The organism is Bradyrhizobium sp. 521_C7_N1_3 (genome assembly GCF_052075975.1).
Taxonomy (GTDB): domain Bacteria; phylum Pseudomonadota; class Alphaproteobacteria; order Rhizobiales; family Xanthobacteraceae; genus Bradyrhizobium; species Bradyrhizobium japonicum.
The window spans coordinates 6,894,623-6,911,695 of record NZ_CP197232.1 but is presented as its reverse complement, the minus strand read 5'-3'; the positions used below and the strand labels follow the sequence as shown (position 1 = coordinate 6,911,695).

16 protein-coding genes are annotated in these 17,073 nt (G+C 64.8%); 7 read left to right on the top strand and 9 right to left on the bottom strand.

The window, feature by feature from the left end; all coding sequences use genetic code 11:
* The 3 genes from AB7008_RS32700 to AB7008_RS32690 are packed head-to-tail and all read left to right on the top strand — an operon-like array spanning position 1 to position 3,149.
* A complete protein-coding gene (locus tag AB7008_RS32700; RefSeq protein ID WP_304490465.1) occupies positions 1-555 on the top strand; it encodes an O-acetyl-ADP-ribose deacetylase in 555 nt (184 codons plus the stop codon).
* 43 nt (positions 556-598) lie between these two features.
* Positions 599-1,885 (top strand): serine hydrolase domain-containing protein, encoded by a 1,287-nt coding sequence (locus AB7008_RS32695; protein ID WP_441260122.1) that lies wholly within the window; start codon positions 599-601, stop codon positions 1,883-1,885.
* A 1-nt stretch (position 1,886) separates the two neighbouring features.
* Positions 1,887-3,149, top strand: a complete 1,263-nt coding sequence (locus AB7008_RS32690) for a serine hydrolase domain-containing protein (protein WP_304490464.1) — start codon at positions 1,887-1,889, stop codon at positions 3,147-3,149.
* Between the two features lie 102 nt (positions 3,150-3,251).
* Here the strand turns inward: AB7008_RS32690 and AB7008_RS32685 are convergent, their stop codons facing one another.
* From AB7008_RS32685 to murI, 6 genes are all read right to left on the bottom strand, one after another.
* A complete protein-coding gene (locus AB7008_RS32685; protein WP_028158436.1) occupies positions 3,252-4,319 on the bottom strand; it encodes a threonine aldolase family protein in 1,068 nt (355 codons plus the stop codon).
* A gap of 88 nt (positions 4,320-4,407) precedes the next feature.
* A complete protein-coding gene (gene rpsD, locus AB7008_RS32680; RefSeq protein ID WP_014494148.1) occupies positions 4,408-5,025 on the bottom strand; it encodes a 30S ribosomal protein S4 in 618 nt (205 codons plus the stop codon).
* A gap of 199 nt (positions 5,026-5,224) precedes the next feature.
* Positions 5,225-5,992, bottom strand: coding sequence for an acyltransferase (locus tag AB7008_RS32675; RefSeq protein ID WP_304490463.1), 768 nt, complete (start codon positions 5,990-5,992; stop codon positions 5,225-5,227).
* 106 nt (positions 5,993-6,098) lie between these two features.
* The gene (locus AB7008_RS32670) at positions 6,099-6,482 is read right to left on the bottom strand and encodes a cupin domain-containing protein (protein WP_028158438.1); all 384 of its coding nucleotides are present in this window, start codon (positions 6,480-6,482) and stop codon (positions 6,099-6,101) included.
* 69 nt (positions 6,483-6,551) lie between these two features.
* On the bottom strand, positions 6,552-7,325 hold the full coding sequence (locus AB7008_RS32665; RefSeq protein WP_304490462.1) for an HpcH/HpaI aldolase family protein: 774 nt from the start codon (positions 7,323-7,325) through the stop codon (positions 6,552-6,554).
* A 61-nt stretch (positions 7,326-7,386) separates the two neighbouring features.
* A complete protein-coding gene (gene murI / locus AB7008_RS32660; RefSeq protein ID WP_028158440.1) occupies positions 7,387-8,184 on the bottom strand; it encodes a glutamate racemase in 798 nt (265 codons plus the stop codon).
* Positions 8,185-8,354: 170 nt separating this feature from the next.
* Here murI and AB7008_RS32655 point away from each other — a divergent pair, with 170 nt between their 5' ends.
* Together AB7008_RS32655 and AB7008_RS32650 are read left to right on the top strand one after the other, a co-directional pair.
* A complete protein-coding gene (locus tag AB7008_RS32655; protein WP_304490461.1) occupies positions 8,355-8,906 on the top strand; it encodes a cytochrome b in 552 nt (183 codons plus the stop codon).
* A 209-nt stretch (positions 8,907-9,115) separates the two neighbouring features.
* Positions 9,116-9,757, top strand: coding sequence for a glutathione S-transferase family protein (locus tag AB7008_RS32650; protein ID WP_304490460.1), 642 nt, complete (start codon positions 9,116-9,118; stop codon positions 9,755-9,757).
* A 19-nt stretch (positions 9,758-9,776) separates the two neighbouring features.
* On the opposite strand, the gene AB7008_RS32645 is transcribed toward AB7008_RS32650, so the two are convergent.
* Positions 9,777-10,583, bottom strand: a complete 807-nt coding sequence (locus AB7008_RS32645; RefSeq protein WP_014494157.1) for a Crp/Fnr family transcriptional regulator — start codon at positions 10,581-10,583, stop codon at positions 9,777-9,779.
* Between the two features lie 260 nt (positions 10,584-10,843).
* Entirely contained in the window at positions 10,844-11,956 is a 1,113-nt protein-coding gene (locus AB7008_RS32640) for a SecDF P1 head subdomain-containing protein (protein ID WP_304490459.1), read from the bottom strand.
* A 247-nt stretch (positions 11,957-12,203) separates the two neighbouring features.
* On the opposite strand from AB7008_RS32640, the gene AB7008_RS32635 reads away from it, so the two are divergent.
* Together AB7008_RS32635 and AB7008_RS32630 are read left to right on the top strand one after the other, a co-directional pair.
* On the top strand, positions 12,204-14,111 hold the full coding sequence (locus AB7008_RS32635) for an acyl-CoA synthetase (RefSeq protein WP_304490458.1): 1,908 nt from the start codon (positions 12,204-12,206) through the stop codon (positions 14,109-14,111).
* A gap of 71 nt (positions 14,112-14,182) precedes the next feature.
* On the top strand, positions 14,183-15,508 hold the full coding sequence (locus tag AB7008_RS32630) for an LVIVD repeat-containing protein (protein ID WP_304490457.1): 1,326 nt from the start codon (positions 14,183-14,185) through the stop codon (positions 15,506-15,508).
* A 69-nt stretch (positions 15,509-15,577) separates the two neighbouring features.
* Here AB7008_RS32630 and AB7008_RS32625 read toward each other — a convergent pair whose 3' ends face one another.
* Positions 15,578-16,936 carry an extracellular solute-binding protein gene (locus AB7008_RS32625; RefSeq protein WP_028158446.1) on the bottom strand — a complete coding sequence of 453 codons (1,359 nt, stop codon included), beginning with the start codon at positions 16,934-16,936 and terminating at the stop codon, positions 15,578-15,580.
* Positions 16,937-17,073: the final 137 nt, after the last annotated feature.

The window sequence follows — 17,073 nt, the reverse complement described above, 5'->3', positions numbered from 1 at the left end:
GTGACCCAGCTGACGCGCCGCATCGGCGGCGCCGAGCTTGAGGTTATCGTAGCTGACATCACGACACTCGGCGTTGACGCCATCGTCAACGCCGCAAATTCGTCTCTCCTGGGCGGAGGCGGCGTTGATGGCGCAATCCACGACGCTGCCGGTCCCGAGCTTCTGGCCGAGTGCCGGACGCTCGGGGGATGTCCGACCGGCGATGCCAAGATCACGAAGGGCTACCGTCTGCCAGCGCGACATGTGATCCACGCAGTCGGCCCCGTCTGGCACGGCGGCAGCCGCGGCGAGGCGGATTCGCTGCGCTCCTGTTATCGCCGTGCGCTTGAGCTCTCCCAGGCCAATAGACTGAACTCTCTAGCCTTCTCCGCGATCTCGACCGGGGTATATCGTTTTCCGGCCGATCAGGCCGCGAAGATTGCGGTCCACACGACCATTGAAGCCCTGCCGGCTGCGCCGCTGGTCGCGCACGTCATATTCTGTTGTTTCTCGGAGACAAGCGCCGCGCTCCACACGGACGTTCTGGCGCGGTACGGCAGCCCTTGTGCCCGATGACGCGGTCAGTACACTCCGCTCGGCCACGTTCCGGGGAGGGAATATGAATTCACATTTCGGACTGCGTGCGTTCGTTTGCGGCGCGCTGGTGTCGCTGGGTGCGATGTCGCTCGCGCGCGCCGAGGGCACCTACGAGATCCCGGCCGGCGCGCATTTCAATCAGGAGAAGCTCGCCAAGGTCGGCGAGTTCTTCAGGAACGAGGTCGCGACCGGCAAGATCGCCGGTGCCACCGTGTTGATCAAGCAGCACGGCAAGCCGGTCTACCACGAAGCCTTCGGCGTGCAGGACGTGGTGAGCAAGGCGCCGATCACGGACAAGACCATCTTCCGCCTGTTCTCGATGAGCAAGGCGATCACCTCCGTCGTCGCGGTGCAGTTGATCGAAGACGGCAAGATCAAGCTGGATGATCCCGTCTCGAAATACATTCCGTCCTTCGCCAATGTGAAGGTCGGCGTCGAGAAGAAGGCCGACGACGGCACCAAGTCGCTCGAGCTGGTGCCGCCGAACCGGCCGATGACGGTGCACGATCTGATGACGCACACCTCGGGCGTCACCTATGGCTTCTATGGCGACAGCCCGGTCCGCAAGGCCTATCGCGAGGCCAATATCTATGCCGGCGATTTCGACCTCGCCGAGTTCGCCGAGCGCATCGCAAAACTGCCGCTGCACAACCAGCCGGGCGCGCTGTGGCAATACGGCCATTCCACCGACATTCTGGCGCGAGTCATGGAGGTCGCAACCGGCAAGCCGTTGCTCGAGATCGAGCGGGAGAAGCTGCTCGATCCGCTCGGCATGGTCGACACCGGCTTCTTCGTCACCGCCCCCGAGAAGCAAAAGCTCCTGGCCCAGCCGGTGCCGAATGACGCCGATTTTCGCGTCGGCCGAATCAACGATCCGACGGTTGTCAAAAAAATCCAATTCGCCAGCGGCGGCATGGTGACGACCATGGCGGACTATGAACGCTTCGCGCAGATGCTGCTCAATGGCGGCAGCCTCGACGGCAAGACCATCCTCAAGCCCGAGACATTCAAGCTGATGGTGACCGATCAGATCGGCCCGACCTCGGGGGTCAGTCGCGACTATTTCTATTTCCCCGGCGACGGCTTCGGCTTCGGCCTTGGACTTGCGGTCCGCACCGATCCCGGCAACGCCAAGCCACCGCCGCCCGGCGATCTCGGTGAATTGAAGTGGGACGGCGCCTCCGGTTGCTATTTCGTCATCGACCCCAAGCAGGACATGTTCTTCGTGCTGCTGGAGCAAACCCCGACCGAGCGCCAGCGCGTGCAGCGGACATTGAAGCAGTTGGTCTATGAAGCCATGGAGAAGTGAGATGTTCGGGCGCCGCGCGCTGATTGCGGCGCTCGTTCTTTTGGTCGGTGCAGGTGGTGCGCAAGCGGGCTCCGAGGGGCGCGCCCACACTTTCTCGCCAGAAGGCCTGGCAAAGGTTTCCGACTACATCAGGAGCGAGGTCGCGGCCGGTACCTTTCCGGGCGCGATCCTGCTGCTCCAGCAGCACGGCAAGCCGGTCTATTACGAGAATTTCGGCGTCCGCGATGTCGCCACCGAGATCTCGATGAGCGCGGACACGATCTTCCGGCTCTATTCGATGTCGAAGCCGGTTACGACAGTCATGGCGATGATGCTGGTCGAGGAGGGCAAGCTCTCGCTCGACGATCCCGTCGCAAAGTACATTCCGGCCTTTGGCGAGATGAAGGTCGGTGTCGAGACGAAGGCCGAGGACGGCAAGGTTGCGCTGGTGCTGGAGCCGCTCAGTCGCGCCGTGACGATCAAGGATTTGATGCGCCACACTGCCGGGCTGCCCTACGGTTATTATGGCGGGGGCTTGGTGAACAAGGTCTATGCCGACGCCGGTCTCTTCGACAACAAGGCTTTGACCAACGCCGAACTCGTCGCGAAGATCACCACGCTTCCGCTCGCCGAACAGCCCGGCACGAACTGGGACTATGGCCACTCCACGGACGTGCTCGGCCGCATCGTGGAGGTCATATCGGGGAAATCGCTGTTCGCGTTCGAGAAGGAGCGGCTGCTCGATCCGCTCGGGATGACGGACACCGCATACTATGTCGCCGATCCTGCCAAGTGGCCGCGCATCGCCGAGCCGATGCCGCAGGATCGCGCGATTAGCCCGATGACGCAGGTCCGCGATCCCAGGAAACCGCTGAGGTGGGAGTCGGGCGGCGGCGGCCTTGTCGGTACGGTCGGTGACTACGCGCGCTTCTCGCAGATGCTGCTCAACGGCGGCAGCTATGAAGGCCGGCGCTATCTCAAGCCGGAGACCATCGCGCTGATGGCGTCGGATCATATCGGCCCCGAGACGAAGATCGCGCGCGATCAGAATTACTATCCGGGCGGAAGCTCCGGCTTCGGCCTCGGTTTCGCCGTGCGCACATCGGTGCCATCAGGGACATCGTGGCCGCTTGGCGAATATCGCTGGGACGGCGTCGGCGGCACCTTCTTCTTCATCGATCCCGAAGACGATCTGTTCGGGATCTTCATGGTGCAGACCCCGTCGCAGCGCGGCCGGATTCAGCTCGCGCTGAAGACGCTGATCTATCAGGCGATGGGGCGGTAGCCAGCCGCCTTCGTAGCCCGGATGGAGCGAAGCGCAATCCGGGAAAATCTTTCCGCGAGGCGAGGAGCCCGGATTTCGCTGCGCTCCATCCGGGCTACGGACTTACGCCCCGCGCACGATCTCTCTGACGTACCCGATCGTTTCCTCGACCTGGGCCGCATTGACGTCGAGATGGGTGCAGGCGCGGATGCGGCCGTCCATCATCGCGAGCGTCACGCCGCGCTGGCGAAGTGCGGCGACCATCTTGTCACCGGCAATTCCGGCGCCATCAGGCTTGAAGAACACGAGATTGGTCTCGGGCTCCTGCACCTCGACGCCTGCGATCTGCGACAGCCCGCGGGCGAGCGCGCGCGCATTGGCGTGGTCGTCGGCCAGGCGATCGACGTGATGGTCGAGTGCGTAGATGCAGGCGGCCGCGCAGACGCCGGCCTGCCGCATCGAGCCGCCGAGGCGCTGCTTCCACTGCCACACCGCATCGATGAAGGCGCGGGTGCCCGCGAGCACGCCGCCGATCGGCGCGCCCAGGCCCTTCGAGAAATCGATCCAGGCCGAATCCCACCCCGCGGTCATGTCGCGCGGGGAGATGCCGCTTGCGACCGTGGCGTTGAGCAGGCGCGCACCGTCCATGTGGGTGACGAGGCCGTGCTGCTTGGCGATCGCAACGATCTCGTCGAGCGCTGCCTTTTTCCAGATCGTGCCGCCGCCGATATTGGCGGTCTGCTCGACGCTGACGACGGTCTGCGGCGGCTGGTAGCGCGTGCGCGGATGCAGTGCCTTGCGAAAGGTCTCCGGCGTGAACTGGCCGTCGGGTCCCTTGAGCTGGGTGACCTGGAAGCCGCCGATCGCGGCATGCGCGCCGCCTTCGCGGGCGATGATATGTGCGCTCTCGTGGGCGAGGATCTCGTCGCCAGGACGGCAATGCACCAGCGTCGCGGTGACGTTGCACATCGTGCCTGAGGGCATGTAGACCGCGGCTTCCTTGCCGAGCAGCGCGGCAACGCGCTCGCACAGCGCGTTCACGGTCGGATCGTCGCCGACCTGTTCGTCGCCAACCTCGGCGCGCGCCATCGCCTCGCGCATCGCAGCCGTCGGCTTGGTCTGCGTGTCCGAAAGCAGATTGATGCGCACCGGCGGCGCCTTGGGATCGATCGGGGGAGGGGTGTAGAGCATACGAAGGCTCCTCAAGCAGTGCGGCCACTCAAGTGTGGCTCTTAAGCAAAAAGGCCCCGGCGAACCGGGGCCTTTCGATATTCAGATCTTAGCGCGAATAGAATTCGACGACCAGATGCGGCTCCATCTGCACCGGGAACGGCACGTCCGAGAGGCCGGGGATGCGCACGTACTTGGCGGTCATCTTGCCGTGGTCGACTTCGAGATAATCGGGGGTGTCGCGCTCGGGGAGCTGGCTCGCTTCGAGCACGTGGGCGAGCTGCTTGGAGGCTTCCTTGACCTCGATCACGTCGCCGACCTTGAGCTGGTAGCTCGAGATGTTCACCTTGCGGCCGTTCACCTTGATGTGGCCGTGGTTGATGAACTGGCGCGCGGCGAAGATCGTGGAGACGAACTTGGCGCGGTACACGACCGCGTCGAGACGACGCTCCAGGAGGCCGATCAGGTTCTCGCCGGTGTCACCCTTGAGGCGGCTCGCCTCGACATAGATGCCGTGGAACTGGCGCTCGGAAATGTTGGCGTAGTAGCCCTTCAGCTTCTGCTTGGCGCGCAGCTGCACGCCGAAGTCGGAGAGCTTGCCCTTGCGGCGCTGGCCGTGCTGGCCGGGGCCGTACTCGCGGCGGTTGACGGGGCTCTTCGGGCGGCCCCAGATGTTCTGGCCCATACGGCGATCGATCTTGTACTTCGCCTCACTGCGCTTAGTCATCGCGTCCTCTTCAGGTACATGGTTTGAGGAAACGCGCCCTCCTGTGTGACGGGCTGGGCCCGGCACCGACAGGTCCGATCCCCAAAGCTGAAGGGAGAGGACCACGGGTCGCGAAACGCTTCGCGGGCCGAAATCGGCCCGCGAGCAGGCGGCTTTTAGGTGAGTTTGGGCCGTTCTGTCAATGCGAATAGCCCCGAAATCATGTCCGGACCGCCCGGATCGGCTTGGGCCCGGCCGCGCGCAATTCGGCAGCGATTTCAGTGTTCAGGGCCTGTTCCAGCCGGGTCAGGACCCGGGCAATGGGGGCGGCGTCGGTCACCCGGTGGTCCCAGCGGATCACGACATGGATGGTCTGGTCGGGCTCGACCACCCCATAGCTGACGATGAACGGGCCCGGCGTGATGGGATGGAGCTCGCCACCGCCATAGGCGGCTACCGAGCTCACCGCGAAGCTGCCGAACCAGTTGCCGCGCTGTCGGCCGAAATTCAGCCCGACCGCCCAGCACAGCCGCCGCAGCGGCAGCGGCAGGCGGGTGGCTCGCATGACCTTGCGGAACATGGGAACGTCTTCGACCGGGGCCGTCTTGGCACGCCGGATTTCGGCGTCCACCGCGGCCAGCGCCATGGCTTCGGGAGCCGCGATTCGCTGCGGCATCACGCATTCCTCGCCGTCTTGGACCCGGGCGATCGCCACCGACGCCACGCTATTGGGCAGCTCGTAGAGCGACGGCCAGGGCCATTTGGCGTAGACGGTGCGCAGGACCGGCTCGTCCCTGGCGACCAGGGCAAAGGCCTTGACGAACATCGCGGCCCAGCCGGCGGCCGCCATCGCTCCGGCACGCGCCTCCAGCAGGGGGCGGATATTGAGGGGGCGGGAGAGCGAGACGAACGGCACGTCCATCGACGCCCGCATGAGGTCGCAAATCATGCGGCGCGGCAGCGAAATGGTCTTGGGCGTCCCGCGCATCGGTCTTTCGGTTCCTGCGGATTAAAATATGTGCGGCGAGCAGGTGGCCAGCTCGCCGCGTGCTCTAGCACGAACCAACCCGCCTGGGGCTGGTCGGTTCGCCGCATCAGGGCGCCGGCGAAGCCAGCGGCTTGGTCTTGTCGACGATGTAAACTCCAAGCACTTTCATGGCCTTGTCGCCATGAGCCTTGGCGTCGTGCACGACGCCTGCCGGGATCTGGTAGGAATCCCCGGCTTTCAGGGTTTTCTCCGGCTGGCCGTCGATGAGGAGATTCAGCTCGCCTTCGAGCACGTAGCCGGTTTCGACCCCAGGATGGGTATGGCGTCCGGCCGCGCCTCCCGCCGGGACCTCCGCGATGGCGGTGATGGTGTTGTAACCGTCTGGATATTCGACCTTCTGGAGTGGGGTCCGCTTGATGCCGGTCTGCTGGGCGAAGGCTGCAAGGGCAAGGCTGGTAAAGGCGAGAGCGAGCAAAGTCTTTTTGAGCATGGTTCTTCCTCCCTGGAACCGCCGACCCTAGCAGCGCCGCAGTTCCCGGCAAGGCCGCGATCGGCTCGTTCAGCGCTTGATCCCCTCGAACGCCGCCATGATGCCGCGCTGGAACAGCGACCAGTCGAAGCCCAGCGCGATCGCGCGATAGCCGCGGTCGATGAGCGCGTTGGCCTGGTCTGCGGTGCGGGCCACGCCGCCGATCGGCACGCCGCTTTTGAGGATGCCGGCCTCGGCGCGGGCGACCAGCTCCAGCAATTCCGGATCGTCCATCTGCCCGCGCTTGTTGATGGACGTCGCGAGATCGCCGGGGCCGATCACCGCGACGTCGATGCCCGGCGTCGCCATGATCTCGTCGATGCGATTGACGGCCTCGACATGTTCGATGGTGATCATGCAGATCATCTCGTCGTCGGCGCCGGCCATGTAGTCCGGCATCGACTGGCCCCAGCGGAACGGCGCGTGGAACGGACCCCAGAGACGATCGCCGCGGGGCGGATAGCGCACGCTGCGCACCGCCTTCTCGGCTTCGGCGCGATTGGTGATCATCGGGAAATTGATGCCGAAGGCGCCGATGTCCATCGGCGCTTTCGCAAGCCACGGCTCGTTCGCCGCGATCCGCACCAGGGGCGTGCATGGCGTGCCTGTGGTGGCCGCGATCATCGCATGCGCTTCGGTCAAGCCAATCGGGCCATGCTCGAGATCGACGATGATCCAGTCGAGCGAGCGCGCCATGATCTGCACGGTCTGCACACTCGGGATCGTCGCGATGGCGCCAAAGGCGGCGCGCCCCTCGCTCCACAATTGGCGGAGACGGTTGAGCGGCGTTACGGGGACCGACATGGGGATGAACCTGCGAGGATGGCGACGGCGAAGCCTAGCAGCGCGCCGTCGAGGCGCAAGGTCAGGCCAGTGCGCGGCCGCCGAAGAACGGCGTCAGCGTGGCCGAAAGGCCATGCACGCGGTTCGAGGTGAAGATCATCTCGGCGCCGGACTGCGCGATACCGCCGATTTGCGCGCCGAGCAGGTCGGAGACGCGGCGGGCGATGGCGGGCGCGGGGTCGATCCATTCGACCGGCCAGGGTGCGAGCGTCTTCATCCGGTCGAGCAGCAGCGGATAATGCGTGCAGGCGAGCACCACGGTGTCGGTGCGCGATGTCGCGTCCGCGGGATCACCGACGAAGCAGGGGGTGAGTTCGGCGAGGATGTCGCCGTCGCTGATCGGATGGCCGCTGAGCGCGGCTTCTGCCAGCGAGGCGAGCTCGGGCGAGCCGACCAATGTCACCTCGCAACCTAGCGCGAAATCGCGGATCAGTGCCTTGGTGTATTCGCGCTTCACCGTGCCCTTGGTGCCGAGCACCGAGACGCGGCGGGTCTTCGACTGCGCGCAGGCGGGCTTGATCGCCGGCACGGTGCCGACGAAGGGCAGGGAATAAGCGGCGCGCAAGTGAGATAGGACCAGGGTGGACGCCGTGTTGCAGGCGATGACGACGAGGTCAGGATCGTGCGTGCCAATCAGTTCGCCCATCAGCGGCACGACGCGGGCGATGATCTCGTCCTCGCTGTGGTGGCCATAGGGGAAGAAGGCATCGTCGGCGACATAGACGTAATGCGCGTCCGGGCGCGCGGCAACGACCTCGCGGAGCACCGTGAGCCCGCCAAGGCCGGAATCGAACACCAGGATCGTCGCAGAATAGGTCACGTCGCTACCTTAAGGGCACCATGGTTACCATTCGGTTTTTGGGGCGGTTTTGCGGCGGGGCCCGATTGGTACCAATTTGGAACGATTCAATTTCACGGTTACCGCAAGTTCCCGCTATCAGCAGCTGCGCTGCGGATGGGGACATATCCGCAAACCTCCGGAGAGCCGACATGATCAGAAATACCAGTAACGGCTGGGGCAGCGTTTCCCGGTGGCTGCACTGGATTTTGGCGCTGGCCATCCTCGGCATGATCGGCTTCGGCTGGTGGATGAACCACATCCCGGCGCGTCCCGACCGCTTCTTTTACCGCTCGATCCACGCCGATATCGGCTATGTGATCCTGCTGCTGACCGTGCTGCGCCTGGTCTGGCGCGCCGTCAACCCGACGCCCGCGATGCCGCCTGAAACCTCGCGCTGGCAGAAGATCGCGGCCCATGTCAGCCACGGCGCGCTCTATCTCGTGGTCATCCTGGTCGCGATGCTGGGGTGGGCGCATTCCGGCGCGCGTACGCCTGATTATTCCGACTTCTTCGGCCTGTTTCACGTGCCGCAATTCACCTCTCCCGACCGTGCGGCGGCGGGCGCCTACGAGGACCGCCACATCCTCTTTGCCTATGTGCTGCTCGCGCTGATCGCGATTCACGTGGTCGCTGCCCTCTGGCACCACTTCATCCGCCGCGACCGCGTCGTGGCGCGGATGGTGGCGGACGAGGCGGGGTAGGGCTCGTGTCCCGGACGCGCTGCAGCGTGCAACGCTGCTGCGCCGGGACCCAGGAGGCCACGGTACCGACCGCAACATGGGCCCCGGCTCTGCAGCGCATCACCATAGCGCGTCGAAGACGCGCGTGAACGCGCTTATGGTGCTGCGCTCGCAATGACGGTTAGGATGCGGCGTCACGGCAGGTCCAACTCACGGTCGCAGGAGACGCCATGCTCACCGTCCATCATCTCGGCAAGTCGCAATCCGAGCGCATCGTCTGGCTCTGCGAGGAACTGGGACTTCCCTACGAACTGAAGCGCTACGCGCGCGATTCCGTCACCATGCTGGCGCCGCCGGACTACAAGGCGCTGCATCCGATCGGGAGCGCGCCCGTGATCACCGACGGTGACCTCGTGCTCGCCGAGTCCGGCGCCATCGTCGATTACATCATGGCCAAATACGGCGATGGGCGCCTTGCGCTCCGCCCTGATCATCCTGATTTCGCCCAGTTCCTGTACTGGTTTCACTTCGCCAACGGGACGCTGCAGGCCGGCATGGGCCGGCTGATGATCCTGAACCGGCTCAAGCTCGCCGAGGACAATCCGATGCTGACCGCGAGCAGAGGGCGCACCGACCGCGCCTTCGACCTGGTCGATGCACGTGTTCGCGACGCCGAATATCTGGCGGGCGACACCTTCACCACCGCCGACATCATGATGGGCTTCTCGCTCACCACGATGCGCTATTTCCAGCCCTATGATCTGTCGCGCTGCCCGAATGTGATCAAATATCTCGGCCGCGTCGGTGCCCGCCCGGCCTACCGGCGCGCGATGGAGAAGGGCGATCCGGGAATGGCGCTGCTGCTGAGCTGAGCCGCAGCCGCCCGGTTCTTCACGCGATCCGGTTCGTGGTGGCCGCCCGCTCGCTCGCCAGCTGCTTCTGCAAGCGGTCGATGTTTTGCAGCAGGCGCTGGCTGGTCAGCACGAGGAAGTAATAGCCGAACTGCGGGTCCTGAAAATAGATCTCGAGCAAACGGTCATAGGTGATCGTCAGCACCTGTCCGTCCTCGATGCATTCGATCGTTCCGGTGCGCCGGTTGTCCGGCGTGAGGAAGCCGAGCTCTCCCATGAGAGCTCCGGGCCCGATCTCGACATTGATCTCCTTGACCAGGAACTTGCCGGTGACCGTGAGGAGCATCTCCTTGGCGGGATCGCCCAGTTTGAAGAGCGTATCGCCACTGCGATATTTGCGCTCGGTCATGAACGGCTTGAGCCACTCGATCGACATGTCGCCTTCGGCCGCATGGCGCGCCTTCTTGACCAGCTTGAGCATCTGCCGCAGGCGCAGGGCGTTGATCGGAAGCAGCAGCAGATAGAGGAGGAAGGTCGAGACGTTGGCCGAGAGCGCGCCGAAAACGGCGAAGAACGCACAGCCGACCATGTTGGCGACGCGCAGCGGCACCATCGTCCGCATCAGGAGGGTGGCGACGAAGAAGCCGGCGCCGACCGCGGCGAACAGATTGGCCAGCGTGATGTTTTGGACAAAGATCTCCAGCAGGCGGTTGAAGATCGCGTCGTAGGTGACGTTGTTGGGATCGAGGCCCATCTGGACCAGGATCTTTGCGATCCTGAGGTTGTCCGTCGCCGCATCCAGAATGCGGTCGAGGATCGAGGAAATGTCTGCGCTGCCGGACGGCATGTACTAACCCCGCGTAAGGCCTTCAGTCCTGGTCGGTATGCTCGACACGTATAGCCGAAATCGAATGACGACCGCTTGAAATGAAGCCTTCGGCCGCCATGCCGCAAGAGGCAAATTTTAGCCCGATCGGGCGTTTCGGCAATTGCCCGTTGGTTGTGCGCATGGCCGTCGCGCGCCCGTGATTCGGGGACCCCGGGGCGCGGGCTTCGGCGTCGTGGACCGTGACGCCCCGACGGGGTGGGGGCGGAGCGCGACCAGCCTTACGGCTTGGCGGCGGGCTGCACGACCTGCTGCTCGACGAGGTCGAGGTGCCCCGGCAGCGAGCCGGCGCGCAGCAGCATTGCGACGCTATTGGCTTCCTCCAGGGTGAAATTGCCGGAGATCTGGCCCGAGCCGCCGGTGATGGGCTCGCGGATCACGGGCGCGGAGATTACCTTGCCGTCGAGCACGATGGCGAAGGGCCTTCCGATGTTCTCCTCGGTGACGTGGGCAAAGCGCCGCGTCCCGCGGCCGTTGAAGCGGAACGAGGCGATCGGGTCTTTCGTGCCGCTGGCAAATCCCGGGCCGGCATAGCTGATGTCGTCGCCGTCGAGCGCGCTGTCCTTGGCGACGAGGTAATGGCGCTCGTCCTTGAAGCCGGGCAGGACTTCGGTGCCCGTGGGCGGCGTGCCGGATTGCGCCTGCTCCGCCGGCATCGAGAGGTCGATCAGGCGGAAGCTGACCTTGACCTTCCTGGCGAAGACCGCGGTTACGCGGGCGGGCTCCATCATTCCCGGGATGAAAATGCGGATGCGATCGGTGCCATCCGGCAGGACGCCGGCGAGGTTGATGCCGGCATCCTTGAGGCGCTGCTCGATCATGGCGATGGAATCTTCGACGAGATCGCGCAGCCGGGCCGCGGATGCGGCACCGGTCGGCGCGAGCCTGACCAGTCCGTCGCCGCCATCGGTCACCGTGAGCGCATGCGATGGCAATCCCTCCGCGGCCGACGCGAGCTTGCGTGTGAGCTGGTCGCGGCCCCTGGCATCCGCGATCTTTACCTCGACGCCGGCGTTGCGGATCGCAAGACCGGAGAAGGCGATCTTGCCCTCGCGCAGGGTCTTGTAGACATCGTCGCGCAAATCCGTGACGACGCTCTCGCGCAAGCCGTCGGTATCGACCTTGTAGACAATGCGCGAGCCGCCCAGCTTCTCCATCTTGTCGGCGACGAAGGCAGCGATCCTGGCACGCATCTTGTCGAATTGGCTGTCCTCGGCGCGCGCCGCGCGGGGCAGGACGATCGCCGAAGTCATGATCGCTGAAGTCATGATCGCCGAGGTGATGGCGAGCGCGACAATCAGCCGTGTGACGCGGTCCCGCGGGGGCGTGGTCATGATTTCCTCGAGTCTTGCGGCAGGACGCTGGCAGGCGAGTCCGATGCATGTTCTTGGTCCCCGGATCGGGCGGGGAGGTTCAATGGCCACGAAGACGAGTGCTACGACCGTAGCCGTTCGGCCATGGACGAACGCTCAATCATCCATCATTCTGTCGGCGCTCGACCGGCCATCGGCCGAGGCCTCGCCGACCAAAATGTCAAAAGACAGGAGGCGGGGAAATGCATCTGAGGGAGGACGGAATTCCATGGCGGGCATCCACGCGCTCGATCGGTTCATCGGCGACGACTATCCGGACTTCGCGACGGACGCAGAGGTCCGGGCCTTCGAGCAGGTCCCTTACGCCGATCGCGTTGCGGCCGAGAGCACCTATGACGCCATCAGGCTCGGTGCGGCGCGTAATCCCGACGGCGCAGCGATCCAGTTCCTGCAAAATGCCGATCCGGCCGATACGCCTGTGATGGTCACCTATCGCGATTTCGTCGCGCGCGTCACGCAGGCCGCCAACATGTTTCACGCGCTCGGCGTCGAGGAGGGCGACGTCGTCAGCTTCATGCTGCCGCTGGTGCCCGATGCCTTCGTGACGCTGTTCGGCGCCGAGGCCGCGGGCATCGCCAATCCCGTCAATCCGCTGCTCGAGCCGCACCAGATCGCGGAGATCCTAGAGGCCGCGAACACCAAGGTTCTGGTTGCGCTCGGGCCGATGCCGGGCACCGACATCTGGCAGAAGGTCGAGCAGATCCGCCCGCAGCTGAAACACCTCAAGGCGGTCGTGCAGGTGTTCGGCGGAGGCGATCCGGACAAGGGCATCTTCGCCTTCAACGACTTGATCAAGCAGCAGCCGTCCGACCGGCTTATCAGCGGGCGCAAGATCCTGGGGAGCGACATCGCTGCCTATTTCCACACCGGCGGCACCACCGGCACGCCGAAGCTTGTTCGGCACACCCACGCCAATCAGGTCTATCAGGCCTGGGCGCTCAATCTGCTGCTGAAGTCGAAGCCCGGCGCCAACATGCTGTTCGGCATGCCGCTATTCCATGTCGGGGGATCGCTGACGCAGGTGCTGCTGACGCTGTCCGCCGGCGGCTCATTGGTCGTGCTGTCGCCGAGCGGCTGGCGCAACCCGAATTCGGTGAAGAACATCTGGGGGCTGGTGGAGCGCTTCAAGCCCGAGGCGCTGTCGAGCGTGCCGACGGTGCTGGCGGCCACGCTTGCGGTGCCGCCAGGCAATGCGGACATCTCCTGCCTGAAATATGCCGCCGGCGGCGGCTCGGCGATTCCCGTCGCCGTGGGCTCGGCGATCCAGGAGAAGCTGAAGCTGCCGGTGGTCGAGGTCTACGGCATGACCGAGACCTCGAGCGTGCATACGCTAGCCTATCCGTCGCGACCGATCCGGCTCGGCTCGGTCGGCCTTCCCATGCCTTACGCGCGCGTGCGCATCGTGCAGCTCGATGCCGACGGCCGGCTGATCCGCGACTGCGCAGCCGATGAGATCGGCGTCGTCGTTATGGCCGGGCCCGGCGTGTTCGGCGGCTATCTCAACGACGAGCACAACAAGGGCGCGTTCGTCGACGAGGTCTGGGTCAACTCCGGCGACCTCGGCCGTCTCGATGCCGACGGCTACCTCTGGATCACCGGCCGCGCCAAGGATCTCGTGATTCGCGGCGGGCACAATATCGATCCGGCGCCGATCGAAGAGATCATGTTTCGCCATCCCGCCGTCGGCTTCGCCGCCGTGGTTGGCCAGCCCGACGCCTATGCCGGTGAATTGCCGGTCGGTTATGTGCAGCTGAAGCCGGGCGCCAAGGTCGAGCCGGGCGAGCTGGAAGCCTGGGTGCGCGAGCGCACGCCGGAGCGCGCGGCCGTTCCGGTGCAGGTCATTCCGATCGATCCGATGCCGGTGACCGGCGTCGGCAAGGTGTTCAAGCCACAGTTGCGCTGGGATGCCGCGCAGCGCGTGTTCGCCAAGGTGCTGTCGCCGCTCACTGGGCGCGGCATCGACTGCAAGGTGAAGGTCGGCGCGCATGGCAGCCACGGCTCGATTGCCACTGTGACGCTCGCGGGCCTGCCGGCAGACCAGCGCGAACTCGTCGCTGGCGAGGTGCACACGCTGCTCGATCCATTCGTGATGCGGCACGAGGTGGTGCAGGCGTAGGCAAGGGCACGCGAGGCTTGCGCGCCTCGCCGCGAGCGCGCATCATCCTCTCAAAAAATTGGGGGAAATCGATGCCTCACGTCTCGCGCCGCCGTCACCTTCAGCAATTGTCGGGTGTGCTCGGAGCCGCCGCGCTATCGGGATGGTCGAGGTCCGCGTCAGCTTCAGAGCCGGACATTCCGCCGGAGGGCATCGGCAAGGGCATCAAGCATATCTCGTACAGCGATGTCGGCGGCCGGCCCGACACCGTGCAGGTGATGTTCAACCGGCAGCACGTCTATGTCGGGCACATGTTCAGCGACGGCGTGACGATCCTAGACGCGTCCGATCCGCGCGCACTGAAACCGGTCAATTTCTTCACTGCCGGGCAATACACCCGCACCCACCATCTGCAGGTGGCGGAAGACCTGCTGCTGCTTGCGAACGGCGCCAACATCGTCGCGATGCAGTCCTACGACAGCATGCGCGGCTATTTCGAGAATTCGCTCGCCGACAGCATCACCAAGGCCAAGAAATTCCGCTCCGGCCTGTCGATCCACGACATCTCGAAGCCGGGCGAGATGCGCGAGGTCGCGTTCCTCGAAATGCCGGGCTTCGGCATCAACCGGCTGTGGTGGCCCGGCGGCCGCTATGCCTATGTGTCGGCGCATTTCGACGGCTTCACCGACCACATCCTTTGCGTGGTCGATCTCAAGACCATCACCAAGCCGGAGATCGTTGCGAAATGGTGGCTGCCGGGCATGAACCGCGCGGCCGGCGAGCCGGCGACGCCCAAGGGCAAGCGATTTGCACTGCATCACATGATCACGGCGGGCGATCGCGGCTATGCCGCCTGGCGCGACGGCGGCTTCACCATCCACGACATCGGCGATCCCGCCAATCCGAAGCTGCTCTCGCACATCAACTGGTCGCCGCCGTTCGCCGGCGGCACGCATACGCCGCTGCCGCTGCCGAAGCGTCAGCTCGCCATCGTCGCGGATGAAGCCAATGCGGATCAATGCGCCAAGGGCCTGTTTCACACATTCGTGCTCGACGTGCGCGCGCCGCAAAATCCGGTGCCGATCGCGACGCTGCCGACGCCACGCGATCGCGACTTCTGTGCGAAGGGCACCTTCGGTCCGCATAATCTGCATGAGAACCGCCCCGACTCCTTCCAGAGCGAGGAGACGATTTTCGCGACCTACAACAATGCCGGCGTCAGGGTGTTTGACGTCAGGGATCAGTTTGCGCCGAAGGAGATCGCGTATTGGGTGCCGCCGGTACCGAAGAAGCTGATCGATCCCCGGCCGAACGTCGCGCTCGCGGCCAAGACCTGCGACGCCTATGTCCGGCCCGACGGGCTGATGTTCGTGTCGGACTGGAATGCCGGGATGCACGTGCTGCAGTATGAGGGGTAATCGCCGCGCAACGGCAGTCGGCGACTTGTCCGCCGTGGCCACCTCTTCCGATCGGGCGACGCCTCGCCGCTACCCGCGGATCGCCGCATTGGCCCTTTCGGCCGCGCCCGTCATCGCATCCTTCGCCGATTTCGCCCCGTTGACCACTTCATTCACGCCGATCATGAAGGCGTCCAGGATCGGTCTCGATTGCGGATGGAAAAGAATCGCCTTGGCGCGGTCGACGTCGGCATTCTGCAAATTGATCAGCGCCGCCTCGGCGGCCTGCGGACCGAACGCCTTCCTGAAGCCCTCGCTTGACCAGGCCGACACGCGTGTCGTCGCCAGCCCCGCTGCAGCCGTCTGCAGCGAGGTCGCCTTGCTCGTCGCCCAGAGCAGGAACAGGAAAGCCGCCCGCTTGTTTCGCGATTTGGAATTGATGCACGCTTGCCAGTGCGACATGAAGGGGACGGGTCCGCGACCGGCGAGATGCGGAAAGGTTGCAAACCCGGCCTGCTTGGCGACACGGCTTTTCGCCGGATTGGAGATGTCGGTCGCGAAGTTGCTGCTGTCGATCGCCATGGCCGTCCGCCCCTGCAGGAAGTCGTCCAGGACGTGGTACCATTCATAGCTGCCGACGCCGGCAGGCCCGGCCTGACTGAGCAGCTGTCCGTACATCTCGACGGCCGCGATTGCCTCCGGGCTCGCGAACGCGACCCTGTTGTGCTCGACCATTGCTCCTCCGTAGGAGAACACGAAGCCCATGGCCGGTGGAGAGGAATTGCCGCCGGCCTGGGCCCGCATCGCGATCCCCGACATCGCGTTGGTCTTGACCGCCTTGGCGGTGACGAGCAGCTCGTCGAAGGTCTGGGGGACCGGCTGGTCCCTGGCTGCCAGCGCATCCCTGTTGATGAACAGGGTCATCGCCTCTGAGGTAATCGGGACGGCGTACCGTTCGCCGTCCGACCACAGCGGGAAGGCTCGGGCCGTCTTGAGCAGGTCGCTCTCGTCATACCAGGCGAGGTCGGTCAGCGACTTCATGGAATAATAGCCGTTCAGTGGCTCCAGCCATCCGTTCGAGATGCCCTGGCCATAGGTCGTGAACATGAAGACGTCGGGCGTGCTACTGCCGCGAGCGAGCCTGATCGGCAGCGCGCCGAGGTAGGTGGTTTCCAGCTGGAAATCGACGGTGACGTTGATGCCGGTGAGGATGGTGAACTCCGGCAACAGCGGCGCGATCGCATTCGACCACGGATGGATCGCGCCCGAAAGCGCGATCGTCTGTCCTGCAAATTGCTTCCAGTCGATCGCGGCGTTGGCGTTAGTCGCAGCGGAATCCTCGGCAAAGCTCCAGCGCGGCAGCGCGGTCAGCCCGGCACCAGCCCCCAGTCCCTTGATGAAACTGCGGCGGCTCGCCGGATGGCTCAATGAGTTTTCACCCTGTGCCATGATGATGCTCCTTGAATCAACCAAGGGCATTCATTCATAGCACACGCACGGAGCCGCAGCCCTGCGACATCACGGCCCGACCTCCGGCGTATCCGATGAATGTCGGGTTTCCGCCCTCCTTATCCGTGCTATTGTCC

What these genes read in the sequence shown, in the direction of transcription:
- AB7008_RS32695 (WP_441260122.1), top strand. Translation starts at nt 599, where the DNA reads ATGAATTCACATTTCGGACTGCGTGCGTTCGTTTGCGGCGCGCTGGTG.
- AB7008_RS32690 (WP_304490464.1), top strand. Translation starts at nt 1,887, where the DNA reads ATGTTCGGGCGCCGCGCGCTGATTGCGGCGCTCGTTCTTTTGGTCGGT.
- AB7008_RS32685 (WP_028158436.1), bottom strand. Translation starts at nt 4,319, where the DNA reads ATGCTCTACACCCCTCCCCCGATCGATCCCAAGGCGCCGCCGGTGCGC.
- rpsD (WP_014494148.1), bottom strand. Translation starts at nt 5,025, where the DNA reads ATGACTAAGCGCAGTGAGGCGAAGTACAAGATCGATCGCCGTATGGGC.
- AB7008_RS32675 (WP_304490463.1), bottom strand. Translation starts at nt 5,992, where the DNA reads ATGCGCGGGACGCCCAAGACCATTTCGCTGCCGCGCCGCATGATTTGC.
- AB7008_RS32670 (WP_028158438.1), bottom strand. Translation starts at nt 6,482, where the DNA reads ATGCTCAAAAAGACTTTGCTCGCTCTCGCCTTTACCAGCCTTGCCCTT.
- AB7008_RS32665 (WP_304490462.1), bottom strand. Translation starts at nt 7,325, where the DNA reads ATGTCGGTCCCCGTAACGCCGCTCAACCGTCTCCGCCAATTGTGGAGC.
- AB7008_RS32655 (WP_304490461.1), top strand. Translation starts at nt 8,355, where the DNA reads ATGATCAGAAATACCAGTAACGGCTGGGGCAGCGTTTCCCGGTGGCTG.
- AB7008_RS32650 (WP_304490460.1), top strand. Translation starts at nt 9,116, where the DNA reads ATGCTCACCGTCCATCATCTCGGCAAGTCGCAATCCGAGCGCATCGTC.
- AB7008_RS32645 (WP_014494157.1), bottom strand. Translation starts at nt 10,583, where the DNA reads ATGCCGTCCGGCAGCGCAGACATTTCCTCGATCCTCGACCGCATTCTG.
- AB7008_RS32640 (WP_304490459.1), bottom strand. Translation starts at nt 11,956, where the DNA reads ATGACCACGCCCCCGCGGGACCGCGTCACACGGCTGATTGTCGCGCTC.
- AB7008_RS32635 (WP_304490458.1), top strand. Translation starts at nt 12,204, where the DNA reads ATGGCGGGCATCCACGCGCTCGATCGGTTCATCGGCGACGACTATCCG.
- AB7008_RS32630 (WP_304490457.1), top strand. Translation starts at nt 14,183, where the DNA reads ATGCCTCACGTCTCGCGCCGCCGTCACCTTCAGCAATTGTCGGGTGTG.
- AB7008_RS32625 (WP_028158446.1), bottom strand. Translation starts at nt 16,936, where the DNA reads ATGGCACAGGGTGAAAACTCATTGAGCCATCCGGCGAGCCGCCGCAGT.